The 25,366-nt window shown below is 66.3% G+C and carries 25 protein-coding genes and 1 tRNA gene; 15 read left to right on the top strand and 11 right to left on the bottom strand.

The annotated features are described in order from the left end of the window. Positions 1 to 26 precede the first annotated feature (26 nt). Both MMSP_RS01910 and MMSP_RS01905 read left to right on the top strand, forming a co-directional pair. Positions 27 to 1,397, top strand: coding sequence for a cytochrome P450 (locus MMSP_RS01910; RefSeq protein ID WP_152522428.1), 1,371 nt, complete (start codon positions 27 to 29; stop codon positions 1,395 to 1,397). Between the two features lie 70 nt (positions 1,398 to 1,467). After that, positions 1,468 to 1,719: a hypothetical protein gene (locus MMSP_RS01905; protein WP_020726850.1), complete on the top strand. Its 252-nt coding sequence runs from the start codon at positions 1,468 to 1,470 to the stop codon at positions 1,717 to 1,719. A 36-nt stretch (positions 1,720 to 1,755) separates the two neighbouring features. On the opposite strand, the gene MMSP_RS01900 is transcribed toward MMSP_RS01905, so the two are convergent. The 4 genes from MMSP_RS01900 to ponA2 all read right to left on the bottom strand — a co-directional run bounded on the left by MMSP_RS01900 (position 1,756) and on the right by ponA2 (position 6,495). Continuing rightward, positions 1,756 to 1,829, bottom strand: a tRNA-Pro gene (locus MMSP_RS01900). 60 nt (positions 1,830 to 1,889) lie between these two features. Further along, complete coding sequence (locus tag MMSP_RS01895; protein WP_020785238.1) at positions 1,890 to 2,996, bottom strand: PLP-dependent cysteine synthase family protein; 1,107 nt, start codon at positions 2,994 to 2,996, stop codon at positions 1,890 to 1,892. Continuing rightward, positions 2,993 to 4,006, bottom strand: coding sequence for a metallophosphoesterase (locus MMSP_RS01890; protein ID WP_020785237.1), 1,014 nt, complete (start codon positions 4,004 to 4,006; stop codon positions 2,993 to 2,995). The genes MMSP_RS01895 and MMSP_RS01890 overlap by 4 nt, the downstream gene beginning before the upstream one ends. 77 nt (positions 4,007 to 4,083) lie before the next feature. Further along, positions 4,084 to 6,495, bottom strand: a complete 2,412-nt coding sequence (ponA2, locus tag MMSP_RS01885) for a transglycosylase/D,D-transpeptidase PonA2 (protein WP_020785236.1) — start codon at positions 6,493 to 6,495, stop codon at positions 4,084 to 4,086. A gap of 360 nt (positions 6,496 to 6,855) precedes the next feature. On the opposite strand from ponA2, the gene MMSP_RS01880 reads away from it, so the two are divergent. Further along, complete coding sequence (locus MMSP_RS01880; protein ID WP_012396686.1) at positions 6,856 to 7,206, top strand: WhiB family transcriptional regulator; 351 nt, start codon at positions 6,856 to 6,858, stop codon at positions 7,204 to 7,206. 148 nt (positions 7,207 to 7,354) lie between these two features. Here MMSP_RS01880 and MMSP_RS01875 read toward each other — a convergent pair whose 3' ends face one another. Further along, a complete protein-coding gene (locus tag MMSP_RS01875) occupies positions 7,355 to 8,515 on the bottom strand; it encodes an ArsA family ATPase (RefSeq protein WP_012396685.1) in 1,161 nt (386 codons plus the stop codon). Next, positions 8,512 to 9,534: an ArsA family ATPase gene (locus tag MMSP_RS01870; protein ID WP_020785234.1), complete on the bottom strand. Its 1,023-nt coding sequence runs from the start codon at positions 9,532 to 9,534 to the stop codon at positions 8,512 to 8,514. The genes MMSP_RS01875 and MMSP_RS01870 overlap by 4 nt, the downstream gene beginning before the upstream one ends. A gap of 76 nt (positions 9,535 to 9,610) precedes the next feature. On the opposite strand from MMSP_RS01870, the gene MMSP_RS26595 reads away from it, so the two are divergent. From MMSP_RS26595 to MMSP_RS01860, 3 genes are read left to right on the top strand one after another with little or no spacing between them, the layout of a single operon-like run. After that, on the top strand, positions 9,611 to 9,772 hold the full coding sequence (locus MMSP_RS26595; RefSeq protein ID WP_012396683.1) for a DUF4177 domain-containing protein: 162 nt from the start codon (positions 9,611 to 9,613) through the stop codon (positions 9,770 to 9,772). A 21-nt stretch (positions 9,773 to 9,793) separates the two neighbouring features. After that, positions 9,794 to 10,249: a RidA family protein gene (locus MMSP_RS01865; protein WP_011741882.1), complete on the top strand. Its 456-nt coding sequence runs from the start codon at positions 9,794 to 9,796 to the stop codon at positions 10,247 to 10,249. A 5-nt stretch (positions 10,250 to 10,254) separates the two neighbouring features. After that, on the top strand, positions 10,255 to 11,061 hold the full coding sequence (locus MMSP_RS01860) for an MBL fold metallo-hydrolase (RefSeq protein ID WP_011741881.1): 807 nt from the start codon (positions 10,255 to 10,257) through the stop codon (positions 11,059 to 11,061). Here MMSP_RS01860 and crp read toward each other — a convergent pair. Beyond that, the gene (gene crp, locus MMSP_RS01855; RefSeq protein WP_012396681.1) at positions 11,058 to 11,732 is read right to left on the bottom strand and encodes a cAMP-activated global transcriptional regulator CRP; all 675 of its coding nucleotides are present in this window, start codon (positions 11,730 to 11,732) and stop codon (positions 11,058 to 11,060) included. The two genes, MMSP_RS01860 and crp, sit on opposite strands and share 4 nt — an antisense overlap. A 98-nt stretch (positions 11,733 to 11,830) precedes the next feature. Then, positions 11,831 to 12,199, bottom strand: a complete 369-nt coding sequence (locus MMSP_RS01850) for a hypothetical protein (protein WP_051153583.1) — start codon at positions 12,197 to 12,199, stop codon at positions 11,831 to 11,833. Between the two features lie 173 nt (positions 12,200 to 12,372). On the opposite strand from MMSP_RS01850, the gene nth reads away from it, so the two are divergent. The 4 genes from nth to marP are packed head-to-tail and all read left to right on the top strand — an operon-like array spanning position 12,373 to position 15,731. Continuing rightward, positions 12,373 to 13,053, top strand: a complete 681-nt coding sequence (nth, locus tag MMSP_RS01845) for an endonuclease III (protein ID WP_020785232.1) — start codon at positions 12,373 to 12,375, stop codon at positions 13,051 to 13,053. A 10-nt stretch (positions 13,054 to 13,063) separates the two neighbouring features. Then, the gene (locus MMSP_RS01840; RefSeq protein ID WP_020785231.1) at positions 13,064 to 13,717 is read left to right on the top strand and encodes a TlpA disulfide reductase family protein; all 654 of its coding nucleotides are present in this window, start codon (positions 13,064 to 13,066) and stop codon (positions 13,715 to 13,717) included. Between the two features lie 17 nt (positions 13,718 to 13,734). Next, positions 13,735 to 14,532: a CoA pyrophosphatase gene (locus tag MMSP_RS01835; RefSeq protein WP_036427012.1), complete on the top strand. Its 798-nt coding sequence runs from the start codon at positions 13,735 to 13,737 to the stop codon at positions 14,530 to 14,532. A 5-nt stretch (positions 14,533 to 14,537) separates the two neighbouring features. Continuing rightward, positions 14,538 to 15,731, top strand: coding sequence for an acid resistance serine protease MarP (gene marP / locus MMSP_RS01830; RefSeq protein ID WP_117421114.1), 1,194 nt, complete (start codon positions 14,538 to 14,540; stop codon positions 15,729 to 15,731). On the opposite strand, the gene MMSP_RS01825 is transcribed toward marP, so the two are convergent. Further along, positions 15,724 to 16,689: an alpha/beta fold hydrolase gene (locus tag MMSP_RS01825; RefSeq protein ID WP_015357497.1), complete on the bottom strand. Its 966-nt coding sequence runs from the start codon at positions 16,687 to 16,689 to the stop codon at positions 15,724 to 15,726. The two genes, marP and MMSP_RS01825, sit on opposite strands and share 8 nt — an antisense overlap. Further along, complete coding sequence (locus MMSP_RS01820) at positions 16,690 to 17,208, bottom strand: phage holin family protein (protein WP_020785228.1); 519 nt, start codon at positions 17,206 to 17,208, stop codon at positions 16,690 to 16,692. 225 nt (positions 17,209 to 17,433) lie between these two features. Between MMSP_RS01820 and MMSP_RS01815 the strand changes: the two genes are divergently transcribed. Next, the gene (locus MMSP_RS01815) at positions 17,434 to 18,132 is read left to right on the top strand and encodes a peptidase (protein ID WP_012396673.1); all 699 of its coding nucleotides are present in this window, start codon (positions 17,434 to 17,436) and stop codon (positions 18,130 to 18,132) included. A gap of 8 nt (positions 18,133 to 18,140) precedes the next feature. On the opposite strand, the gene acs is transcribed toward MMSP_RS01815, so the two are convergent. Beyond that, a complete protein-coding gene (gene acs, locus MMSP_RS01810) occupies positions 18,141 to 20,123 on the bottom strand; it encodes an acetate--CoA ligase (protein ID WP_369797282.1) in 1,983 nt (660 codons plus the stop codon). Between the two features lie 171 nt (positions 20,124 to 20,294). On the opposite strand from acs, the gene MMSP_RS01805 reads away from it, so the two are divergent. Genes MMSP_RS01805 through MMSP_RS01790 form a run of 4 tightly spaced genes read left to right on the top strand, consistent with a single transcriptional unit; the run spans position 20,295 to position 25,362 of the window. After that, complete coding sequence (locus MMSP_RS01805; RefSeq protein ID WP_117387744.1) at positions 20,295 to 21,926, top strand: ABC transporter substrate-binding protein; 1,632 nt, start codon at positions 20,295 to 20,297, stop codon at positions 21,924 to 21,926. 1 nt (position 21,927) lies between these two features. Beyond that, on the top strand, positions 21,928 to 22,854 hold the full coding sequence (locus MMSP_RS01800; RefSeq protein ID WP_012396670.1) for an ABC transporter permease: 927 nt from the start codon (positions 21,928 to 21,930) through the stop codon (positions 22,852 to 22,854). Then, on the top strand, positions 22,847 to 23,710 hold the full coding sequence (locus MMSP_RS01795; protein ID WP_020785225.1) for an ABC transporter permease: 864 nt from the start codon (positions 22,847 to 22,849) through the stop codon (positions 23,708 to 23,710). The genes MMSP_RS01800 and MMSP_RS01795 overlap by 8 nt, the downstream gene beginning before the upstream one ends. Further along, on the top strand, positions 23,707 to 25,362 hold the full coding sequence (locus MMSP_RS01790) for an ABC transporter ATP-binding protein (protein WP_036427009.1): 1,656 nt from the start codon (positions 23,707 to 23,709) through the stop codon (positions 25,360 to 25,362). The genes MMSP_RS01795 and MMSP_RS01790 overlap by 4 nt, the downstream gene beginning before the upstream one ends. Positions 25,363 to 25,366 lie beyond the last annotated feature (4 nt).

Here is a 25,366-nt window from a genome sequence, read left to right as displayed (position 1 = left end):
GGTAGGCGCCGTGTTGGGTCGTTAGGGTGCCTGCATCCGGTCCCTCGGCGCGCACACCGCCGGCTCTGCGCCGACCGCCCGGCCTACCTGCCCCGCGCCGCTTGCGTACGGTGTTCGCCGCCGCCTACGCGGTCGCATACCTGGTTGGTGGCGAGCGGCGAATGCTGCGATTGATCCGGCGCTACGGGCCGATCATGACGATGCCCATCCTGAGCCTGGGAGACGTGGCGATCGTCTCGGACCCGGCACTGGTCAAAGAAGTCTTCACCGCGCCGCCCGACGTGCTCCTGGGCGGTGAGGGAGTGGGACCCGCGGCGGCGATCTACGGGGCGGGTTCGATGTTCGTCCAGGAAGAGCCCGAACACCTGCGGCGGCGCAAGCTCCTGACGCCGCCACTGCACGGCACGGCGCTGGGCCGTTACGTGCCGATCATCGAGGAGTCCACCCGCGCGGCGATGCGCGATTGGCCCGTCGATCGTCCCTTTGAGCTGCTTGGGGCGGCCCGGGCGCTGATGTTGGATGTGATCGTCAAGGTCATCTTCGGTGTCGACGATCCCGACGAGGTGCGGCGGCTGGGCCGGCCTTTCGAACGCCTCCTGGACCTTGGGGTTTCCGAGCAACTGACCGTCCGCTATGCGCTGCGCCGAGCGGGAGCGTTGCGGGTATGGCCACAGCGGGCGCGCGCCTACCGGGAGATCGAGGACGTCGTCATGCCGCTGATCGCGCAGCGGCGCAGTGACCTTGGCCGCACCGAACAGCGCGACATCCTGGGGCTGCTGATCAGCGCCCGGGGCGATGACGGTGAGCAACTGTCTGACCAAGAGATACGTGACGACCTCATCACGTTGATGCTGGCGGGCCACGAAACCACCGCGACGACGCTGGCATGGGTTTTCGACCTGCTGCTACACTATCCCGATGCGCTGCGGCGCGTCCAGGAGGAGGCCGAGGGCGGCACGGAAACCTTCACCACCGCGGTGATCAACGAGACGCTGCGGGTCCGGCCGCCAGCCCCTTTCACGGCCCGCGTTGCCGCGCGCCCGTTCCGGCTCGGGGGCTACCTCATCGACCTCGGCACCCGAATCGTCGTCCACATGATCGCAATCAACCGCAACCCCGACATGTATGAGCAGCCGAACCGGTTTCGTCCCGAGCGGTTTCTGGGCACGCGGCCGCAAACCTATGCCTGGGTTCCGTTCGGCGGGGGCGCCAAACGCTGTCTGGGCGCCGCTTTCTCCATGCGGGAGTTGGTGACCGTGCTGCACGTGTTGTTGCGGGAGGGGCAGTTCACGGCCGTTGACGAGGCGCCCGAGCGCATCGTGCGGCGCTCCATCATGCTGGCCCCCCGCCACGGCACCCGAGTGCGCTTCCGGCCCCGGCTCCAAGAATCCTTTTAGAACCCTCCAAGCGCGGGCCCCGAGTCTGGTGACAGCAACGGAACCGTCCGCCATGAAGGGAACAGCAGCCATGACCACCATCGACCTGCAGTCCGCATCCGCTTCGCCGGCGGCGCCGGTCCGCGAGACGAACGTCTATGCTTCGGCCGCGCTGGCTTTCGGCATGGTCGGTGCGGTCGTTTTGAGCGTCATCTGCGCGATCGCCGCGCTGGTCGACAGCAAGAAATCGGATCAGGGCCGAGCCGAGGCGATCGCCGGCCTGGTCATGTCGGCAGGCTGGGTCGCGGTGCTATTCGCACTGGCCCACTGGCATGTCGTCTAGTGGCTAAGAGCCGAGACAGACCTGCGATGACCTGAGTCGGGGTGGCGGGATTCGAACCCACGGCCTCTTCGTCCCGAACGAAGCGCGCTACCAAGCTGCGCCACACCCCGCTTGAAGCCACGACAGCCTATCGCACCGGCCCACCAACTCACTAAACAGCTGGCCAGAGGCTAGTTCCAGGCGCACGAGCGCTCGAACTCGACCAAGGCCTGGGCCGGATCGGTCGGATCCAGCCCCTGAGCGCTGACCCATTCGTCGTTGAAATAGGTCTCGGCGTAGCGATCGCCACTGTCGGCGAGCAAGGTGACCACCGAGCCGCTGCGGCCGTCGGCGACCATCTCGGCCAGCAGGCCGAACGCGCCCCACAGATTGGTGCCCGTGGACGGACCCACCCGACGGCCCAGAACGGCGCTCACGTGGCGTGCTGCCGCGATTGAGGCGGCATCGGGGACAGAGACCATACAGTCGACCACACCGGGCAGAAACGACGGCTCAACCCGCGGGCGGCCGATGCCCTCGATCCGAGAAGACTTGGGCATCACGATGTCGTAGCGGTCCTCGGCGTAGGCGGGGAAGAACGCGGAGTTCTCCGGGTCCACCACGCACAGTCGGGTCGTGTGCCGGCGGTAGCGGATGTAGCGCCCGATCGTCGCGCTGGTGCCGCCGGTGCCCGCCCCCACCACGATCCATTTCGGAATGGGGTGCTGCTCCTCGCCCATTTGGGCGAAGATCGACTCGGCGATGTTGTTGTTGCCGCGCCAGTCGGTGGCACGCTCGGCGTTGGTGAACTGGTCCAGGTAGTGGCCGCCGGTTTCCTTGGCGACCCGCTCGGCCTCGGCGTAGACCTGGCTGGAGTTCTCCACGAAATGGCACCGGCCGCCTTGCGCCTCGATCAGCGCAATCTTGGAGGCGCTGGTCGCGGCCGGCATCACGGCGACGAACGGCAGACCCAGCAGGGCCGCGAAATACGCCTCGGAGACGGCCGTGGAACCCGAGGACGCCTCGACGACCGTGGTGCCCTCGCCGATCCAGCCGTTGCACAACGCGTACAGGAACAGCGACCGAGCCAGCCGGTGTTTGAGGCTGCCGGTGATGTGAGTCGTCTCGTCCTTGAGATACAACTCGACGTTCGCGTCGTTGCTCCACGCCGAGGGCAGCGGGTAGCGCAGCAGGTGTGTGTCGGCGCTGCGGCGGGCGTCTGCCTCGATCAGCCGGACAGCATTGTCCGTCCAATCCCGGGCCAGACTGCGGACCGCAACGCGAGCCTGCCCGCTCAACGGATCGACATGGTTGGTTGGGAGCGGTCCAGGTTGCTGCTGGAATCTCGGCCGCCCATCGGGGCGGCGATCAGCGTCAGCAGGGTCGCCTCGGGCCGGCAGCAGAAGCGAACCGGGGCAAACGGGGACGTGCCGATCCCGGCCGAGACGTGTAGGCGCATGTTCGCGCCCCACTGGGATGCGCCCTTGGCCCGGGTGCGATCCAGCCCGCAGTTGGTTACCAGGGCCCCGTAGAACGGCAGGCACAGCTGCCCGCCGTGGGTGTGGCCCGCCATCACCAGCTGGTAGCCGTCGGCGGCGAAGCGGTCCAGCACCCGGGGCTCCGGAGAGTGGGTGAGCCCCAGCCGCAGGTTGGCGGCCGGGCTCGCCGGGCCCGCGATCGCGTCGTAGCGGTCCCGATTGATGTGCGGGTCATCCACCCCCGCCGCCGCGATGTGCAGGCTGGCCACCTCGAACTCGCGTCGGGTGTGGGTGAGGTCGAGCCAGCCGCGCTCGGTGAACGCCGCGCGCAGATCCTGCCAGGGCAGGGGTTCGCCGCGAACCCGGTGGCCGGGGTTGATCAAGTAGTTCGCGGGGTTCTTCAGGCGCGGCCCGAAGTAGTCGTTGCTGCCGAAAACGAACACCCCCGGCCGGGACAGCAGGTCGCCCAGGGTTTGCACGACCGCGGGCACCGCCTTGGGGTGGGCCAGGTTGTCTCCGGTGTTGACCACCAGATCGGGCTCCCAGCTGGCCAGCTCGCGCAACCAGGCTTGTTTGCGTCGCTGGTTGGGCAGCATATGAAGGTCACTGAGGTGCAGCACGCGCAGCGGCGTGGAGCCCGGGCTCAGGACCGGCATCGTGACCTCGCGCAGCACGAACACGTTGCGTTCGATGAGCGAGGCATAGCCGATCCCGGCGACCGTCGTGCCGAGTGCTACGGCACTGCCGCGCAGTAGGACGGATGCGGCCCGATGCCGGCCGCTAAGCGGCCCGGGGAGCAGCTTGGTGATCGGTGGTTGGGCATAAGCCATGCAGGCAGGATACTGCCGGTTGCCGACTGCTCGCTCGTGCCGCCACCAGATCCCCCGGGGAGGCCCTCGGGAGGCCCTTAGGGAGGCGGCGGTGCCAGCAGCGGAATCGTGATCGGCGGCAAGCCGGGAATCTCCACGACCTGCGACCCGACCGGGGGCGGCGGTTCACCTTCCGGCGGCGGCGGCGGTGCCGGCGGGATGCCGTTGCTGATTTGGATCGTGATGATCGACCCGGGGATGGTCTGGCCGCTCGGGGAGGTGCCGACCACCTCGCCATATCGGGCGCTGCTGTTGACCGCGTTGGGTTGATCGGCGACCTGGAATCCCGCGTCCTTGAGGCGCTGGCGTGCCTGGTCCACGTCCAGACCCGCCACGCTGGGTACCCGAGAGCCGGGCGCGCCGTCCACATAGCGCGGATCGGTGGGCGGCAGCTGCACCTCGCCGAAGTCGGTGGCGATCGGCTTCAGCGCGGTGAACCAGGTACGGGCCGGCTCGTTGCCGCCGTACAGGTCGCCGTTGCCGCAATGGCGCAGCGGCCCCGAACACAGATCCGTCGGATTGGTCGAGTCGTCGTAGATGTAGTTCGCGGCCGCGTACCGGTTGGTGAAGCCGACGAATCCGGCCGACCGGTGGGCCTCGGTGGTGCCGGTCTTACCGGACACCGGCAGGCTCCAGCCGGCCGCGCCGGCCGAACCCGACGCCGTGCCGCCGCCCACCGCGTCCTTGCTCATCGCGTTGGCCAGCGTGTTGGCCAGGCCCTCGGGCACCACCTGGTCACATGTTTCGGTGGTGACGGCAACCTCGTTGCCGTTGCGGTCGATCAGCTTGTCGACCGGGTTGGGTGGGCACCACACGCCACCCGAGGCCAAGGTGGCCGCGACGTTGGACAGTTCCAGCGCGTTGACCTCGATCGGGCCCAGGGTGAAGGAACCGATGTTCTGGCGCTTGACGAAGTTGGCCAGACTCTCGTTGCTGTCCGGGTTGTAGTCGCGGGCGGTGCCGGGATTGGCGTAGGAGCGCAGTCCGAGCTTGATGGCCATGTCCACGGTGCGCGACACACCGACCTGCGAGATTAGCTTGGCGAAGGCGGTGTTGGGCGAGGTGGCCAGCGCGTCGGTCACGCTCATGGAACCTCGGTAGTTACCGGCGTTGATCACGCACCAGGTGTCCTGGGGGCAGCCCTTGGCCCCACCGCTGCCCAGGCCCTTGCCCTGGAACCGGCCCGGTACGTCGAGTTGGGCATTGATGCCCATGCCCATGTCCAGGGCGGCGGCCGTGGTGAAGATCTTGAAGATCGACCCGGCGCCATCGCCGACCAGGGAGAACGGCTGCGGTCGCATGGTTTCGCCGGCGTTGATGTCCAGGCCGTACTTACGGTTGCTGGCCATCGCGAGCACCTGGTGAGACTCCTTGCCAGGCTTGATAACGCTCATCACGCTGGAGATGCCGGGCAGGGTCGGGCTGGCGAACTTGTCGATGGCCGCCTTGACCGGGACCTGGACGTCGGGGTCCAGCGTGGTGCGGATCAGGTAGCCGCCCCTGGCCAGCTGTTCCTTACTGATTCCGGCGCGCGATAGGTACTCCTGGACGTAATCGCAGAAGAAGGCGCGATCGCCCGCGGCGATGCAGCCCCGGGGCAGCTCATTGGGTTGCGGCAGGATCCCCAGCGGCTCGGCCTTGGCGGCGCGCAGTGCGTCGGCCTCCGACGGGATGTTCTGGATCATGGTGTCGAGGACCAGGTTGCGCCGTGCCAGCGCACCGTCGGGGTTGGTGTAGGGATTGAGCGTGCTGGTGGACTGCACCATGCCCGCCAGCAGCGCGGATTGCTGCCAGTTCAGCTCCGAAGCGTTGATGCCGAAGTAGGTCTGGGCCGCGTCCTGCACGCCGAATGAGTTGTTCCCGAAGGACACCAGATTCAGGTAGCGGGTCAGGATCTCGGGCTTGGTGAAGGTCTTGTCGAGGGTGAGGGCCATGCGGATCTCGCGCAGCTTGCGCGCCGGGGTGGTTTCGACGGCCGCCCGCTTCTCGGCGTCGGTCTGGGCCGTCACCAACAACTGGTAGTTCTTGATGTACTGCTGCTCGATCGTGGACCCACCCCGGGTGTCGAGGTCGCCCGAGGCGTAGCCGGCCAACCCGGTCAGGGTGCCTTTCCAGTCGACGCCGTTGTGTTCGGCGAAGCGCTTGTCCTCGATCGAGACGATCGCCAGCTTCATGGTGTTGGCGATCTTGTCGCTGGGGACCTCGAAGCGGCGTTGCGAATACAGCCACGCGATCGTGTTGCCCTTCGCGTCGACCATGGTCGATACCGCGGGGACTTCGCCCTGCAGCAGCTGCGCCGACCCGTTGGCCACTACTTCGGAGGCCCGGTTGGACATCAGACCGATGCCGCCGGCAAAGGGAAACATCAGCGCCGCGGCGACGATGCTGGCGAGCAGACAGAACCCTGAGAGCTTGAGCAGGGTGAGTGCGGCCGGGGGACGCTCGGACATGCGTACTACAGTAGCGGCCCCCTTGTCACGCCTCCGCGCCGCGCGATCGAAAAAAACTTTTTGCCCGAGGTGGGCCGGCGTGTCGCCGGGGGGAGAGCCAATATTTGCGCTCGCGTCACAGGTCAGGGGCAAAAACGGGGACCAAGGCGGACTGTTTCCCCCGGCCGATTGGCACAACTCGGGACGATCGTCCCAAAAAATCCGTTATCGGACTGTTGCGCAATTGCCAGCTGACCACCTAACTTATATACGCAGTGAGATTCAGGTAACGCCGATGTGGACAGTGTGTCGTTCGTCGCAACATCGGCTGGTACCCGAGGTGGGCGGTCGCGTAAGCGGCTGGGAGGAAGGGATCAGCTCGTGTCGGGAATTCGTCCTGTTGATGGAAGGGCAAACCTAACGTCGGCTCAGAACCTACTGAGCACTGGCGAGGCTGAAGAACGGATCAACTGGGTATCAAAGGCGCTCTGCCGGGCTACCGACCCGGACGAACTCTTTGTTCGTGGTGCCGCACAGCGCAAGGCCGCGGTGATTTGCCGGCACTGCCCGGTGATGCAGGAATGCGGCGCCGACGCGCTCGACAACAAGGTCGAGTTCGGCGTCTGGGGCGGCATGACCGAGCGGCAACGCCGGGCGCTGCTCAAGCAGCATCCCGAGGTGGTCTCGTGGTCGGACTACTTCGAGAAGCGCAAGCGCCGCAGCGTCGGATAGAGCGCACGTGACCGGGGGGTCAGTGCAACGGCGGGCAGTCCCTTCCTGATTACTTTTTTGTTACACGCGCCGGTTGGATGCACTCTAATTGTCTTGTTCCCAATAGGAACTGGCGTGTGCCCAATTGGCCCGACCGTCGCGGTCGGTCCTAACGGGCTGGCGTAGCGCCCCCGCCATTGCCGGCGGCGGTGATCTGATCGGCGAGTGCGCGCAGGGCGTCCAAGTCGGAAACGTCGAATGGCAGCGACGGCACGCCGATGATCGGCACATGCGGATTGGCCCCGGTGAATCGGGACAGCAACCGAATCTCGCGCTTGGCTGTCTGTGCCCGGTCGGCGTGGATGCGCAGCACCGCCGCCGTCAGCGCGGCCGTCTCCGAATCGGCGTGCTCCTCGTCCAAAGTTTCGGTTGCGTCGATGGCCCGTTCGACCGGCAGCCCGCACAGGGTCGGATGGGTGCGGTTCAACACCAGTCCGGCCAGCGGCATGCTTTCTTCCGAGAGTCGGTCCACAAAGAACGACGCCTCGCGCAGCGCGTCGGGTTCGGCCGCCGACACCACCACAAACTGGGTGCCGCGGCGCTTCAGCAGGGCGTAGGTCCGGTCGGCCTTCTCCCGAAAGCCGCCAAAGGTCGCATCCAGTGACTGCACAAAATCGGCCGCATCGCCGAGCATCCTCGAACCGAGCACCGTCGACATGGCCTTCATGGCCAGGCCCATCACGCCCGTCACCAAGCGGCCAATGCCTCGGCCGGGAGCGAGCAGTAGCCGCCACAGGCGGCTGTCCATGAAGCTGCCCAGGCGCTTGGGTGCATCCAGGAAATCAAGAGCATTGCGCGACGGCGGGGTGTCCACCACCACCAGGTCCCACCGGTCCTGGGCCAGCAGCTGTCCCAGCTTTTCCATTGCCATGTATTCCTGCGTGCCGGCAAGGGACGTAGCGACGGTTTGATAGAACTGGTTATCCAGAATCGATTGTGCCCGTTCGGATCCGGAGTACTGAATCACCATTTCGTCGAACGTTCGGCGCATGTCGAGCATCATCGCGTGCAGCTCACCGGAGACCTCGGGGGCCAACGGCACTCGTTGGGGCACGTTGCCGAGATCATTGACGCCCAGCGCCTGTGCCAGTCGCTTGGCGGGGTCGATGGTCAGGACGACCACGGTGCGGCCATATTCGGCCGCTCGCAACGCGATCGCCGCAGCGGTGGTGGTCTTGCCGACGCCTCCGGCCCCGCAGCACACCACCACACGGTTGGCGGTGTCGGCCAAGATGGCCGCCATGTCAAGAGTTTTCGGCACGCTACTCATCGAACCCCCTGCTGTGCGAGTGATTCCGAAAGCTCGTACAAGCTGCCCAAGTCGACTCCATCGGAGATTGTCGGTAGTTCCAGTCGCGCCACTTGCAGGGCGTCGAGTTGCTGCGCCGTCTCGGCACGCGCGGTGATTCGGGTCGCGTGTTCGATGGTTTCGGTCAGCAGCCCGGCGAAATCGGCATCCGCGAGCTCAATTCCGGCCATTGCCAGCCCGGACCGCACCGAGTCCGCGTCAACGTCTCCCTCGGCGGCCTTGGCGAGGTCCCCGGGATCCAGATAGGCCGGAATATTTCGGTTCACGATCACGCTGCCGATCGGCAATTCCATCTCGGCCAGTTCTTCGATGGCTTCCAGCGTCTCCTGCACGGGCAGCGCTTCCAGCAGGGTCACCAAATGGATGGCGGTCTGGTCGGAGTGCAGCAGGTTCACCACGCCCTCGGCCTGCGAATGCACCGGCCCGCCCTTGGCCAGGTCGGAGACGGCCTTGGTGACGTCGAGGAAGCGCGCGATCCGGCCGGTCGGGGGCGAATCGACAACGATCGCGTCATAGACCGGCAGCCTGTTTTTGTCGACGCGGACCACCGTCTCTTTGATCTTTCCGGTGAGTAGCACGTCACGCAGGCCGGGTGCGATCGTGGTGGCGAATTCGATGGCACCGATCCGGCGCATTGCCCGGCCCGCGATGCCCAGGTTGTAGAACATCTCGAGGTACTCCAGGAAGGCGGCCTCGATGTCAATCGCCAGTGCATTGACCTGACCGCCACGTTCGGCGGTCGCGATCTTGACTTCTTGGTATGGCAGCGGCGGAACGTCGAAGAGCTGCGCAATGCCTTGGCGCCCTTCGACTTCGACGAGAAGGACCTTGCTGCCCCCCGCTGCTAGGGTAAGTGCGAGAGCCGCCGCGATCGTGGACTTTCCGGTGCCGCCCTTGCCGGTTACAAAGTGCAAGCGGGCCTTCGACAAGCGCGATGGCCACCCGACGGAACCGCTGCCGCTAGATGTGTTTGCCACCATCGCATGCTAGCCCTACCGGCCCGTATGAGAACCGGCCTGGCCGAAGGTTTTCAAGTTCGACCGATAAGCTCGCGCTATGACCCAATCCACCACATGGGAGTACGCGACGGTTCCGCTGCTCACGCACGCCACCAAACAGATCCTCGATCAATGGGGAGCCGATGGCTGGGAGCTGGTGGCGGTGCTGCCCGGCCCAACCGGTGAGCAGCACGTCGCCTACCTGAAGCGTCCGAAGTAGAAGTAAAGGGTCTTGATTCTGATGAACGCTACATCCCGGCTCGCCGAACTGGGTATCACGCTTCCGCAGGTGGCGGCGCCGCTGGCGGCCTACGTCCCCGCGGTACGAACCGGCAATCTCATCTACACCGCGGGGCAGCTGCCCTTGGAAGCCGGAAAGCTCCTCGGCACCGGCAAGGTTGGCGCCAACGTCACACCGGAGGAAGGTAAGGCGCTGGCGCGTGTCTGCGCGCTCAACGCGCTGGCCGCGGTGAACTCCCTGGTGGACATCGATTCGGTGACCCGGGTGGTCAAGGTCGTCGGGTTCGTCGCCTCCGCGCCGGGCTTTCACGGTCAGCCCAACGTCATCAACGGTGCCTCGGATCTGCTTGCCGAGGTGTTTGGCGACAAGGGCGTGCACGCGCGTTCGGCGGTCGGTGTCGCGGAGTTGCCGTTGGACGCCCCGGTGGAGGTCGAGCTGATCGTGGAGGTCGGCTAGCCGCCGTGTCCGAGACAGCCGGGTCGCTGACGCATCCTGCATACGGCCGGTTACGGCCGGTCACCGACCTTGCCTCGGTCCTGGTTGCCGATAACCCGGGTCTGCTGACCCTGGAGGGCACCAACACCTGGGTGCTCCGCGGCCCACGCAGTGACGAACTGGTTGTCGTCGATCCCGGCCCGGCCGACGACGAGCACATTGCCCGAATCGCCGCGCTGGGCCGCATCGCGCTGGTGCTGATCAGTCACCGCCATGGCGATCACACCGACGGCATCGACAAGCTGTTCGAGCGCACCGGTGCGCCCGTGCGCGCCGCCGATCCCCAGTTCCTGCGCGGTGACCCGGTGGCGTTGAGCGACGGCGAGGTCATCGATGCCGGCGGGCTGAAAATCACCGTGTTGGCCACCCCGGGACACACCGCGGACTCGCTGTCGTTCGTGCTCGAGGATGCCGTGCTCACCGCCGACAGCGTGTTGGGGCGGGGGACGACCGTCCTGGACAAGCAGGACGGCAGCCTGTCCGAATACCTGGAATCGCTGCATCGGCTCCGCGGTCTGGGGCCGCGCATGGTCCTGCCCGGCCATGGGCCGGACCTGGCCGACATTCGGATCGTCGCGCAGGGATACCTGGCGCACCGCCAGGAGCGGCTCGAGCAGGTTCGCTCGGCGCTACGGGAACTCGGCGAGCAAGCCAGCGCTCGCCAGATCGTCGAACACGTCTACGTCGACGTCGACGAGAAGCTCTGGGATGCCGCCGAGTGGTCGGTTCAGGTGCAGCTGAACCATCTGCACCAAGCCGGGAGCCAGTCCTAGCGGGCTCGGCGGGCCAGCCGTTCGGAGTCCGAGATGAGCACGCTCTTGCCCTCCAGGCGGATCCAGCCCCGATGTGCGAAGTCGGCCAGCGCCTTGTTGACCGTTTCCCGGGAAGCGCCCACCAGCTGGGCGATCTCCTCCTGAGTCAAGTCGTGGGTGACCCGCATGGCGCCGCCCTCTTGGGTGCCGAAGCGCTGCGCGAGCTGCAACAGCTGCTTGGCCACCCGGCCGGGCACGTCGGTGAAGATGAGGTCGGCCAGGTTGTTGTTGGTCCGGCGCAGCCGGCGGGCCAGAACCCGCAGCAGCTGCTCGGCGATCTCCGGCCGATCGGCGATCCATGCCCGCAGCGCGTCGCGGTCCATTGACACCGCCCGCACCTCGGTGATTGTGGTCGCGCTGGAGGTCCGAGGTCCGGGGTCGAAGATCGACAGCTCACCGAACATGTCGGACGGTCCCATGATGGTCAGCAGGTTCTCCCTGCCGTCCGGCGACCTACGTCCGATTTTCACTTTGCCGGCGACGATGATGTACAGCCGATCACCGGGCTCACCTTCAGCGAAAACCGTGTGTCCGCGGGGGAAGTCAACGGGCTGCAGTTGTTTGGTTAATGCTGCGACCGCGCCGGGTTCAACCCCTTGGAAGATTCCTGCCCTTGCCAGGATCTCGTCCACGTTGCCTCTTCAGCTTTCCAACGAAGTGATATGGGCGGGCCAATCTGTTGACCGTTGCCGAGTCTAAAGGTTATGCCAATCAGTACGACGTGCCAACGCTACACACGATTCACGTGTCGGGTCGACGTAAACTGCGGATTGGTCCGCAACTGGGCGTGCAGGTGGTTGAACGCGCCTTCCACCCCAGGTACGGCGTGATGCTTCCCGGTCAGGGCCCTTGGCGCCGCGGCGTCGCTGAGAGCCAGCGCTTGGCGCCGATGCAGATATTCCAATGCTTCGGGCATCCCCTCGCGGGCCAACGTGCGTACGTCGACGGCCCGAGCGTGGTCGAGAAACTCGGCGACGTCGGAAGCGCTCACGGTGTCGTCGGACAGCGCTACCTCCAGCCGACCCAGACCGAGCGTCGTCAGAATCAGCAACGCCGGAATACCCGCGACCAGCAACCATGACACAAGGAGAGTAAACACGGCTTCGAATCAACACCAGGTCTCAGCGAGATCACGAAATCAGTACTCTGTCGTAGGTGAGCGTGGCAAAGGTGTCTGGGAGGTCCAAGCCCACCGCGAATGCGTCCACCCCCAAGTTACCCAAGCGCTGGTCCGAAGAGACCCGGACAGCCTTGGTGCGGCGGGCGCGTCGGATGAATCGCAAACTGGCACAAGCGTTTCCCCACGTGTACTGCGAGCTGGACTTCACCTCGCCGCTGGAGTTGGCGGTGGCCACGATTCTTTCGGCGCAGAGCACGGACAAGCGGGTGAATTTGACGACGCCGGACTTGTTCGTGAAATACCAGACGGCGCTGAATTACGCCCAGGCCGATCGCGCCGAATTGGAAAACCTCATCCGCCCCACTGGTTTCTATCGTAACAAGGCGAACTCTCTCATCGGCCTCGGGCAAGCTCTCGTCGAGCGGTTCGACGGCCAGGTGCCGGCCACCATGGAGGAGCTGGTGACGCTGCCCGGGGTCGGGCGCAAGACGGCCAACGTCATCTTGGGCAATGCCTTCGACGTTCCCGGGATCACCGTGGACACTCACTTCGGCCGACTGGCGCGACGGTGGCGCTGGACCGCCGAAGAAGACCCGGTCAAGGTGGAACACGCGGTCGGCGAGCTGATCGAGCGCAAGGAGTGGACGCTGTTGAGCCACCGGGTGATCTTCCACGGCCGCCGCGTCTGCCACGCTCGCAAACCGGCGTGCGGCGTGTGCGTGCTGGCCAAGGATTGCCCCTCCTATGGGCTCGGTCCTACGGAGCCGCTGCTCGCCGCGCCACTCGTGCAGGGTCCGGAGACCGAGCACCTACTGGCCATGGCCGGGCTGTGACCGCGCGCTAGTGCCGGAGCTGACGCGGCTGACACCTGGGGCTCGCTGGACCATTGCGGTGCTGGCGGTAGTGGTCGCGCTGATAATCGCGTTGGCCGCCCAGCTGCGAGAGGGTTCCGGGCCGGCGGGGCACACCGGTGCGCCGGTCGCGCGCGAACATCGTGATGCTGACACGCCGGCTGCCCTGGCCGGGCCACGACGGCGCTCGAACCTGCCGCCCTGTCCGGCCGGCGGCGCTGGTCCCGGCCCGGCCCGGTTGCAGGGCGTGGTGGTGGAATGTGCGGCCAACGGTGCGCCCGTCGATGTCGCCTCCGCCGTGGCCGGCCGCCGGGTGCTGCTCAATCTGTGGGCGTATTGGTGCGCGGAGTGCACGGCCGAATTGCCGGCGTTGGCCGAGTACCAGCGACGCGTTGGATCCGAGGTGACCGTGCTGACCGTTCACCAGGACGAGAATGAAGCCGCCGCACTGGTGGAATTGGCCGACCTCGGCGTTCGGTTGCCGACCCTGCAAGATGGCCGCCGCAAGGTGGCGGCCGCGCTGGGGGTCGCGAATGTGATGCCCGCGACTGTGCTCCTGCGGCCGGACGGTAGCGTGGCCCAAACCCTGCCGCGAGCTTTCGGCAGCGCCGACGAGATTGCGGCTGCGGTCGGAAACCCGGCGTGACGAGCGCTTGGCCTAACCTGCCCGACCGGCCCGACCAGCCCGACAAGGAGGCACCGGTGAACGCGACCGTTGCCCTGACTCCCGAGGTCGGTCCGTCCTGGCTGCGCCCACTGGTCGACAACATCGATCGGGTGCCCGATGCGGTTCGGCGGCGGCTGCCGGCCGACGTGTTGGCGATGGTGACCGCAGCCAGCTCGACCGCATCGTTGCGTCGCGACGAGCGCGATGCCGCGGTTCTGGTGCTGTTCTCGGGTCCGGAGTCGGCCGACGGCCGGGTGCCCACCGATGCCGACCTGCTGCTGACGGTGCGAGCGTCGACGTTGCGCCACCATGCCGGTCAGGCGGCCTTTCCCGGAGGTGCGTCCGATCCCGGCGACGACGGGCCGGTTGCCACCGCCTTGCGTGAGGCCCACGAAGAAACCGGGCTCGACGTCAGCAGGCTTCATCCCCTGGTCACCATGGGCCGGACCTTCATTGCGCCCTCGCGCTTCCACGTCGTTCCGGTCCTGGCCTACTCGGCCGATCCCGGTCCGGTGAACGTCATCAACGAGGCCGAAACGGCGATCGTGGCGCGAGTTCCGGTCCGAGCCTTCATCAATCCGGCCAACCGGCTGATGGTGTACCGGCGTACGTTGAGCCGGCGCTGGGCCGGACCGGCGTTTCTGCTGAATCAAATGCTGGTTTGGGGATTCACTGGCCAGGTGATTTCGGCAGTGCTTGATGTTGCGGGGTGGTCGGAGCCCTGGGATACCAGCGACCTGCGTGAGCTGGATGACGCGATGGCGCTGGTCGGCGAGCAGGGTGGGCTGCGATGAACTCGATGACCCCGTCACAGTGGCTGGACATCGCCGTCTTGGCGGTCGCCTTCATCGCCGCTGTCTCCGGCTGGCGCTCCGGCGCGCTGGGCTCGATGCTGTCCTTCGCCGGTGTGCTGCTGGGTGCGATCGCGGGTGTGTTGCTGGCGCCCCATATCGTCAGCCACATCAACGCCCCGCGGGCCAAACTTTTCGCCGCGCTGTTCCTGATCTTGGGGCTGGTGGTGGTCGGCGAGGTCGCCGGCGTGGTGCTGGGACGGGCCGTCCGCGGCGCGATCCGTAACCGGCCGATTCGAGTGATCGACTCCGTCATCGGGGTCGGAGTGCAGCTCGTTGTGGTGCTGACCGCGGCGTGGTTGTTGGCGACGCCATTGACACAGTCCAAGGATCAACCGGAGCTGGCGGCGGCGGTTCGTGGTTCGCGGGTACTGGCTCAGGTCAACGAGGTGGCGCCCACCTGGCTCAAGACGGTGCCCAAGCGACTCTCGGGGTTGCTGAGCACGTCGGGTCTGCCGGCCGTCTTGGAGCCGTTCAGTCGCACCCCGGTCATTCCGGTCGCCTCGCCAGATCCGGCGCTGGCGCGAAATACGGTGGTCGAGGCCACCGCGCCAAGCGTGCTCAAGATCCGCAGCCTGGCGCCGAGTTGCCAGAAGGTGCTCGAAGGCAGCGGCTTCGTGATCGCGCCGGACCGGGTGATGACCAATGCCCACGTGGTGGCGGGGGCCAACAGTGTGCAGGTGTTTGCCAGCGGCAAGCCGCTGGATGCCACGGTGGTCTCCTATGACCCCTCGGTGGACATCGCGATCCTGGCTGTGCCGGGTTTGCCGCCGCCACCACTGATCTTCGCCGAGCGGGAAGCGCCAACCGGTACCAACGTGGTGGTGCTGGGTTATCCCGGCGGCGGGAATTTCACCGCGACTCCGGCCAGGATTCGCGAGGCCATCCGACTCAGCGGCCCCGACATCTACCGCAACCCGCAGCCGGTGACCCGCGACGTCTACACCATCAGGGCCAACGTGGAGCAAGGTGATTCGGGCGGGCCGCTGATTGATCTCAACGGCCAAGTGCTTGGCGTGGTGTTCGGCGCGGCGGTCGACGACCCGGACACCGGGTTTGTCCTCACCTCCGGCGAGGTGGCCAGTCAGCTGGCCAGGATCGGCGCTACCGAGCGAGTCGCCACCGGATCCTGCGTCAGCTGAGCCGCGCGTCGCGGGTCTGCTCGAAAAACCGCATCAGGTGCCGGTTGATCTCTTCGGGCGCTTCCTCATGGCTGTAATGGCCCACGCCGGCGACCGACACGTAGCGTCCGTGCGGTGCATAACGTTGGGTGCGCTCCACCGGGGCGGCCAGGACGTAGGGATCGGCGTCGCCGCGTAGGTGCAAGATGGGGACGCCGGGGCGTTGATTCATGGAGCGCATGAATCGGTGGCCTTCCCCGCGTAGCTGGCTGCGCACCGCCCAGCGCTGGTACTCCAGTGCGCAGTGCGCGGCGGCCGGGATCTGGATGGCCCGCCGCAGATAGCCGATGCTCTGCGAGAAATCTTCCGAGGCCGCCCATTTGGCGCTGGTGCGGCTGCGGATCAGCCGTTCGATTTCCTCGGCGTTATCCCGGGTCAGCAAACGTTCGGGCCACAGCGGCACCTGGTAGCGCAACAACGTCGGCAACAGCGCGCGCCCCTGATCGCGCCTGGTCAGGGTGGATCGCCGCAGCGCGGCCGGGTGCGGTGAGCTGATCAACGCGATGGCACGCACCAATCGGGGATGCAGTAGCGCGGTGGTCCAGCAAGCCAGCCCGCCGTCAGCGTGGCCGACCAGGGTGGCCGAGGAATGTCCGAGCGCACGGATCAGTCCGGCCGTATCGCCGGCCAGGGTCCAGCCGTCATAGCCGCGGGGCGGTTTGTCGCTGCCGCCGTAACCGCGCAGGTCGACGGCGACCACCCGGGCACCGGTGAGCCCGCGCAGCTGATGACGCCAGGACCACCAGAACGACCCGAACCCGTGCAACAGCATCACCAGGGGCTGGGTGGTGCTCGGTGCGTTATCGCGCTGGCCGGCCGGGACGGCCTCGACCACATGAAACCGGATGCCGTTGGCGTGGATGTCCAGATGGCGCCATGGCCCGTCGATGCGGGTGATCGACGGATCTGGTGCGGGCATTTACCAACCCGAAGGATCAGTGACCGGCTTGCCGGGCGCGGGGGCGGAGGGTTCGACCGCGGTGGACTTGTCGTGGCCCGGGATCAGCGCGGTGCGGGTCTCCTTGACCGACTCGATGGTTTGTCGTGGTCCTCGGATCCGGCGGACTTTCAAGAAACCCAGCAAGGCGAGCATGCCAGTGGTCAAAACCATGAGGCCGAACACAATGAGAAACGCCACCCAACGCCATAGCCAGGTGTCGAGCAGCTCGGCGAGGAAAAAGAACAAGAAAAAGGTGGAGTAGAACAGCACCACCAGGGCGGCAATGAAGAAAACGCTGCCCGTCAGGCCCTTCTTGACATCACGCGTGATCTCGGCGCGCGCCAGTTCCACCTCGGCCCGCACCAGCGTCGACATCTGAGTTGTCGCGTCTTTGATCAGGTCGCCGATCGACGGCTCAGCCGGCATGGCATGCGGGTCCGCCAACGGAATCGTGGTCAGCGTGCTGGGCACACCGTTCTTGCGATCAGGTTCGCTCACAGACGGTCCTCTCGATTTGACGGCCGCGGTTTGGCGGTCGTCGCGGATTATGTTGCCATGCGCTTCGGTGCCGTACGAGGCGAGTCGATCACCGCGCGGGACGGGGCCGGATCAAGCCCGTTAATTGACGCTTGCGCACCATTCCAACAGCAACGGGGCAGGTCCCGCGATCATCTACACTGGCGCATCTGTTCTGATGTTTGACCAGCCGACGGGAGTACCACTTTGCAGACGGCACACCGCCGCATTTCGTCGGCGATCGTGACCGTGCTCTTGGCCCTTGTGTTCGGGCCCGCCAACGCTGCGGCTGCCGACGACAAGGTTCCGTTGGGTGGCGGTGCCGGCATCGTCGTCAACGGGGGCACTTTGTGCACCCTGACCACCATCGGGCACGACAAGAACGGCGATCTCATCGGTTTCAGCTCCGCGCACTGCGGGGGTCCCGGCGCCCCGGTCGCCGCCGAAGGGGCCGAAGACAAGGGCGTGGTGGGCACCATGGTTGCCGGCAACGACAGCCTTGACTATGCGGTGATCAAGTTCGATCCGGCCAAGGTGACACCGGTGGCCAACTTCAACGACTTTGCGATCAACGGCATCGGCCCGGACCCCACCTTCGGGCAGATCGCGTGCAAGCAGGGCCGCACTACGGGCAACTCCTGCGGGGTGACCTGGGGGCCGGGCCAGGATCCCGGAACCATCCTGATGCAGGTCTGTGGCGGCCCCGGCGACTCCGGGGCGCCGGTGACGGTCAACAACATGCTGGTCGGGATGATTCATGGCGCGTTTAGTGACAGCCTGCCCACCTGCATCACCAAATACATCCCGCTGCACACCCCCGCCGTGGTGATGTCGATGAACGCCGACCTGGACGACATCGCGGCCAAGAACCGGCCCGGATCGGGGTTCGTCCCAGTACCGGGCTGAGGCCTCAGCTATTTGGCGGCGTTGCGAATCGCGTCGAACACCGTGGGATCGAGCAGTGTCGAGGTGTCGCCGAGTTCGCGCTTTTCGGCGATGTCACGCAGCAGCCGCCGCATGATCTTGCCGCTGCGGGTCTTGGGCAGCTCCGGCACCACGTGGACCTCCCGTGGGCGGGCGATGGGCGAGATCGCCTCGGCCACCTCGGCGCGCAACTCCTCGCTGGTCCCGTCGTGCTGCTCGTAGTTGCCGCGTAGCACGACGAACGCGCAGATGGCCTGCGTGGTGGTGTCGTCGACCACCCCGACGACCGCCGCCTCAGCCACACCCGGGTGACCGACGAGTGCCGATTCCACCTCCGCGGTGGAGATGCGGTGCCCGGACACGTTCATCACGTCATCGATACGGCCCAGCACCCAGATCGCCCCGTCGGAGTCGAGGCGGGCCCCGTCCCCGGCGAAGTAGTAGCCCTTGTCCTCGAACTTCGACCAGTAGGCGTAGTGGAATCGCGCGGGGTCGCCCCAGATGCCGCGCAGCATCGATGGCCATGGCTGGTCCAGGACCAGGTAGCCGGTGACGTGCGTGCCCTCATCGGTCTCCGGCGCCAGCGGATCGCCATGAGCGTCGACCACCTTGGCCGAAATGCCGGGCAGCGGAGTCATCGCCGACCCGGGTTTGGCCGCCGCGATCCCGGGCAGCGGTGAGATCATCGCCGAGCCGGTCTCGGTCTGCCACCAGGTGTCCACAATCGGCGTGTGTCCGGCGCCGACGACGTCGCGGTACCAGCGCCAGGCCTCGGGGTTGATCGGTTCGCCGACCGAGCCCAGCAGCCGCAGGCTGGACAGGTCATGCGCGTCCGGGATCGCGCGGCCCCATTTCATGAAGGTGCGAATCAGCGTCGGGGCGGTGTAATAGATTGTGACACCGTATTTTTCGATGATCTGGAAGTGGCGGTGTTCGTCGGGCGTATTGGGTGTGCCCTCGTAGAGGACCTCGGTGATGCCGTTGGCCAGCGGACCGTACACGCCATAGGTGTGGCCGGTGACCCAGCCGATGTCGGCGGTGCACCAGAACACGTCGGTCTCGGGCTTGACGTCGAAGATGGTGTGCACCGTGTAACAGCACTGGGTGAGGTAGCCGCCGCTGGTGTGCACGATGCCCTTGGGCTTGCCCGTGGTCCCCGAGGTGTACAGCAGAAACAAGGGCTGCTCGGCGTCGAAGGGCTCCGGTGTGTGTTCGGGTGACGCCGAGTTGACGACGTCATGCCACCACAGGTCGCGTTCGTCGTTCCAGGACACGTCGATTCCGGTGCGCCGCACCACCAGGACATGCTCGACGGGGCTGTCCGGCTGACTGACCGCCTCGTCGGCCGCGTCCTTGAGCGGAGCCGGATGGCCGCGACGGAACTGCCCGTCGCTGGTGATCAGCAGCTTGGCCTGGGCGTCGACGATCCGGGCGTGCAGAGCGTTGGCGGTAAAACCGCCAAAGACCACGCTGTGCATGATTCCCAGCCGCGCGCAGGCCAGCATCGCGATCACGGCCTCGGGGATCAACGGCAGATAGATGGCGACCCGGTCGCCGGCCACCAGGCCGAGGCCGGTCAGCGCGTTGGCCGCCTTGGATACTTCGGCCTGCAGATCGGCGTAGGTCAGCGTGCGGCTGTCCTCGATCGGCTCGCCCACCCAGTGGATCGCGACGCGATCCCCGTTGCAGGCCTCGACATGGCGATCCACGCAGTTGTAAGCGACGTTGAGTTTGCCGCCGACAAACCAATTGGCGAACGGCGCATCCGACCAGTCCAACACCTCACCGAATGGGGTGGCCCAGGACAACCGGTCGGCCTGTTTGGCCCAGAATGCGAGCCGGTCCTCTTCGGCCTCGCGGTACAACTCGGCGCGGGCGTTCGCCTGCTCGATGAATTCGGCCGGGGGAGGGTAGGACGACGGTTCTTCAGCACTGGTGGCGGTCACTGGCGTGTCTCCTATGTTGAGCTTCATCGAGCTCTTCTTCGCTCGGCGTGAGCCTAACTCGCCAGGATGTAAATGCCACTGATGGCCTGGGGGGAACGTCGCCGCGATATCGTCAACGCGCCGATCGCCATCAGGACGGCACCGATGACAATGAGCCGGGTGCCCGGCGCTCTACTCGGCGGCGCCGCGGGGGCCAGTATGGTCGCTGTCATGCGGCGGATGCGGGCCACCCTGGCAGTCGTCGCCGTGTTGCTGGCGGTCTCACCGGTGGCGGCCTGCGGCGGCGGCGTGCTCAGCCCCGATCTGGTGCTGGTCAACGGTGGGGAGCCGCCGAACCCCCTGATCCCGACCGGCACCAACGACAGCTACGGCGGTCGCATCATCGACCGCCTGTTCGCCGGCCTGGTGTCCTATGACGCCAAGGGCAAGCCGTCGCTGGAGGTGGCGCAGTCGATCGACACCACCGACAACGTCAACTACCGGATCCTTCTCAAACCCGGCTGGAGATTCACCGACGGCTCACCGGTAACCGCGCATTCATTTGTCGACGCCTGGAACTATGGGGCGCTGAGCACGAATGCACAACTGCAACAACACTTCTTCAGCCCGATCGAGGGATACGAGGAGGTGGCCGGTGAGCCGGGGGAAGGAAAGCCGACCACGATGTCGGGATTGCATGTGGTCAACAACCGGGAGTTCACCGTGCGGCTGCGCGCGCCGACCATCGATTTCATGTTGAGCCTGGGACATAGCTCGTTCTATCCACTGCCCGAGGCCGCCTTCAAGGACATGGCCGCGTTTGGCCGCAACCCGATCGGCAACGGCCCATACCGGCTGGACAGTGGCGGCGAGGAACCGGCGTGGGAACACAACGTCAAGATCGACCTGGTGCCCAATCCGGATTACCGGGGCAATCGCAAACCCCGCAACAAAGGTCTGCGCTTCGAGTTCTACGCCAACCTCGAAACCGCCTACTCCGATCTGTTGTCCGGCAATCTCGATGTCCTGGACACGATTCCGTCCAGCGCGCTCACCGTCTATGGGCGCGACCTCGGGGACAACGCCACCAGCGGCCCCGCCGCGATAAATCAGACCCTGGATACCCCGTTGCGGTTGGCACATTTTGGTGGGGAGGAGGGGCGGTTGCGCAGGTTGGCGCTGTCGGCGGCTATCGACCGGCCCCAGATCTGCCAGCAGATCTTCAACGGAACCCGCAGCGCCGCGCGCGATTTCACGGCCCGGTCACTGCCCGGATTCGACCCCCACATTCCGGGTAACGAGGCCCTGGACTTCAACCCGCAGCGGGCGCGGCAACTTTGGGCGCAGGCCAACGCGATCTCACCGTGGAGCGGCAGCTACGCCATCGCCTACAACGCCGACAGCGGCCATCAGGAATGGGTGGACGCGGTGGCCAACAGCATCAAGAATGTGCTGGGAATCGAGGCGATGGGTGCGCCGCAGCCCACCTTCGCGGGTTTGCGCACCCAGATCACCAACCGAACCATCGACACCGCATTTCGCGCGGGGTGGCAGGGCGACTTTCCCTCGATGATCGAGTTCCTGGCTCCGCTGTACGGAACCGGTGCGGGATCCAATGATGTCGGCTATTCCAACCAGGAGTTTGACGACGCCCTGGCGGCTGCCGCGGCCGCGCCCACCCTTCAGGAGGCCGATCGGCTGGCCAACGTCGCGCAGCGAATCCTGTTTCACGACATGCCAACGATCCCGCTGTGGGACTACATCGCCGTTGTCGGGTGGTCCACCGAGGTCAGCAATGTGCAGGTGACGTGGAACGGTCTGCCCGACTACGAGAACCTCGTCAAGGCCTGACATGGTTTGGTACGTAGCTCGCCGGATCTTGGCGATGGTGCCGGTGTTTCTCGGCGCGACACTGCTGATCTACGGCATGGTGTTCCTGCTGCCCGGGGATCCGTTGGCGGCCATCGCCGGCGATCGGCCGTTGACGCCCGCGGTGGCGCAGCAGCTGCGCGCGCGCTATCACCTCGACGACCCATTTCTGGTGCAGTATGCCCACTACCTGGGTGGTGTCCTGCACGGCGACCTGGGCCGCGCATATTCCGGGCTGCCGGTCAGTGCTGTTCTGGCGCATGCATTCCCGGTGACCATTCGGCTGGCCTTGATCGCGCTCGCGGTCGAGGCCGTGCTGGGGATCGGCTTCGGGGTGATCGCCGGATTGCGCCAAGGCGGCATCTTCGACGCCACGGTGCTGCTTACCGGGCTGATCATCATCGCGGTGCCGATCTTCGTGCTGGGCTTCCTGGCGCAATACCTCTTCGGTGTGCGACTGGGGCTGGCGCCGGTCACGGTCGGGGCCAGGACGACTTTGGACCGGTTGCTGTTACCCGGGATGGTGTTGGGCGCGGTGTCATTCGCCTACGTGGTGCGGCTGACGCGGTCCGCGGTGGCCGCCAACGCCCATGCCGACTACGTCCGCACCGCGACGGCCAAGGGGTTGTCGCGGCCCCGGGTGGTGACGGTGCACATTCTGCGCAACTCACTGATCCCGGTGGTGACGTTTCTGGGCGCGGATTTGGGCGCGCTGATGGGCGGCGCGGTGGTGACCGAAGGCATTTTCAACATCCACGGTGTCGGCGGGGTGCTGTATCAGGCGGTCACCCGGCAGGAGGCGCCGACGGTGGTGTCGATCGTGACGGTGCTTGTCATGGTTTATCTGCTCACCAATCTGCTGGTGGATCTGCTCTACGCGGCGCTGGACCCACGGATTAGATATGGCTGAGCTCGGGGGCTTTTGGTTCGATATCCTCGGCGGCTTGCGGCGGCGGCCCAAGTTCGTCATCGCGGCCGTCCTGATCGTGTTCATTCTCGTCGTCGCCGCGTTTCCGTCCCTGTTCACCGGGATCGACCCCAGCTACGCCGATCCCAGCCAGAGCATGTTGAGCCCGTCTACGGCGCATTGGTTCGGCACCGACCTGCAGGGCCATGACATCTACGCACGCACCGTCTACGGAGCCCGCGCCTCGGTCGTGGTGGGACTGGGTGCGACGGCGGCCGCGTTCATTGCCGGCGTGACGTTGGGGGCCCTGGCCGGCTACTACGGAGGCTGGCTGGACGCCGTGGTTTCGCGCATCACCGATATCTTCTTCGGTCTGCCTCTGCTGCTGGCCGCGATCGTGCTCATGCAGGTGATGCATCACCGCACGGTGTGGACCGTGATCGCCATCCTGGCGTTGTTCGGTTGGCCGCAGATAGCCCGGATCGCCCGCAGTTCGGTGCTCGAGGTGCGCGGCAGCGACTTCGTTCTGGCCGCCAAAGCATTGGGAATGAGCCGGTTTCAGATCCTGTTGCGCCACGCGCTGCCCAACGTGATCGGGCCGGTGATCGCGGTAGCCACGGTGGCCCTGGGCATCTTCATCGTCACCGAAGCCACGCTGTCATACCTCGGGGTGGGTCTGCCGCCGACGGTGGTGTCCTGGGGCGGCGACATCAACGTGGCGCAGATGCGACTGCGGGCCGGCTCGCCCATCCTGTTCTATCCCGCCGGTGCGCTGGCGGTGACCGTGCTGGCCTTCATGATGATGGGTGACGCGTTACGCGACGCCCTGGATCCGGCATCACGGGCGTGGCGGGCATGAGCACCGCGGCGGCCCCGCTGTTGTCGGTGCACGGCCTGCAGGTCCGGTTCGGCACCGACGAACCCGTGGTTGCCTGCATGGATCTGAGCGTTTATCGCGGGCAAACCGTTGCGGTGGTGGGAGAGTCGGGATCCGGTAAGTCCACCGCGGCCGCGGCCATCCTGGGGCTGCTGGCCCCCGGTGGCCGAATTACCGCTGGCCGCATCATTTTCGACGGACGTGACATCACCTCGGCGGACCGGCGCGTGATGCGCACCATTCGGGGCCGCGAGATCGGCTACGTTCCCCAGGACCCGATGACCAATCTCAACCCGGTTTGGAAGGTCGGCTTTCAGATCCGGGAGGCATTGCGGGCCAACACCGATGGGCGCGACGCGCGACGGCGCACGGTAGAGCTGCTGGCCCAGGCCGGGATGCCGGACCCGGACAAGCACGCCCAGCGCTACCCACATCAACTGTCCGGCGGCATGTGCCAGCGCGCCTTGATCGCCATCGGGCTGGCCGGCCGGCCCGCTTTGCTCATCGCTGACGAGCCGACGTCGGCACTGGACGTCACCGTGCAGCGTCAGGTGCTCGACCATTTGCAGCGCCGAACCGACGAGCTCGGCACCGCGCTGCTGCTGATCACCCACGACCTGGCGCTGGCGGCCGAACGGGCCGAGTCGGTGCTGGTTGTCCATCACGGCGTGGTGGTGGAATCCGGTACCGCAAGCGACATTCTGCGCAGTCCGCAGCACGAATACACCAAGCGACTGGTGGCCGCCGCACCGTCGTTGACGGTGCGTGACCCGCGCCGAGCGCCGGCGAGGGGCCCGGTTCCTGGCGGGGCGGACCAGCCCGCCGGTGGTTGCGGCGACATCCTGAGCGTCTCGGAATTGACCAAGATCTATCGGGAATCCCGGGGCGCGCCCTGGCGGCGCGGCGAGTTTCGGGCCGTCGATAGCGTGTCGTTCCGATTGCGGCGGGCGAGCACCTTGGCCATCGTGGGCGAGTCGGGATCGGGCAAATCAACGGTCGCGCGCATGGTGCTGGGTCTGCTGCAACCGACCTCGGGCACGGTGTCCTTCGACGGAGCCCGAATCCAGCCGGACAAGTTGGATCGCGACGCGCAGCTGGCCTTTCGGCGCCGGATACAGCCGGTGTTCCAGAACCCGTACAGCAGCCTGGATCCGATGTACTCGGTGTTTCGCGCCATCGAGGAACCGCTGCGCATCCACCGCGTCGGCGACCGTGCGCAGCGCCGGCAGATGGTGGCCGAGCTCGTCGACCAGGTGGCGCTGCCGTCGTCGGTGTTGGGTCGGCTGCCCCGGGAGCTGTCGGGTGGCCAGCGGCAACGCGTGGCGATCGCCCGAGCGCTCGCGCTGCGCCCCGACGTGCTGGTGTGCGATGAGGCGGTCTCGGCGCTCGATGTGCTGGTGCAGGCCCAGATTCTGGATCTGCTGGCCGAATTGCAGGCGGACCTGGGCCTGGCGTACCTGTTCATCAGCCATGATCTGGCGGTCGTGCGGCAAATCTCCGACGACGTCCTGGTCATGCGCGCCGGTCAGGTGGTGGAACATGCCCCGACGGAGGAAGTGTTCACCCGGCCCGGCGCGCAGTACACGCAGCGCCTGCTGGAGTCCATTCCAGGTGGCCCGGTGGCTCCCCGCTAGGTTG

The organism is Mycobacterium sp. 012931 (assembly GCF_000419295.1).
GTDB classification, from domain to species: Bacteria; Actinomycetota; Actinomycetes; order Mycobacteriales; family Mycobacteriaceae; genus Mycobacterium; species Mycobacterium marinum.
The sequence above is the reverse complement of the archived record's forward strand: the minus strand, read 5'-3'. Positions and strand labels throughout refer to the sequence as shown.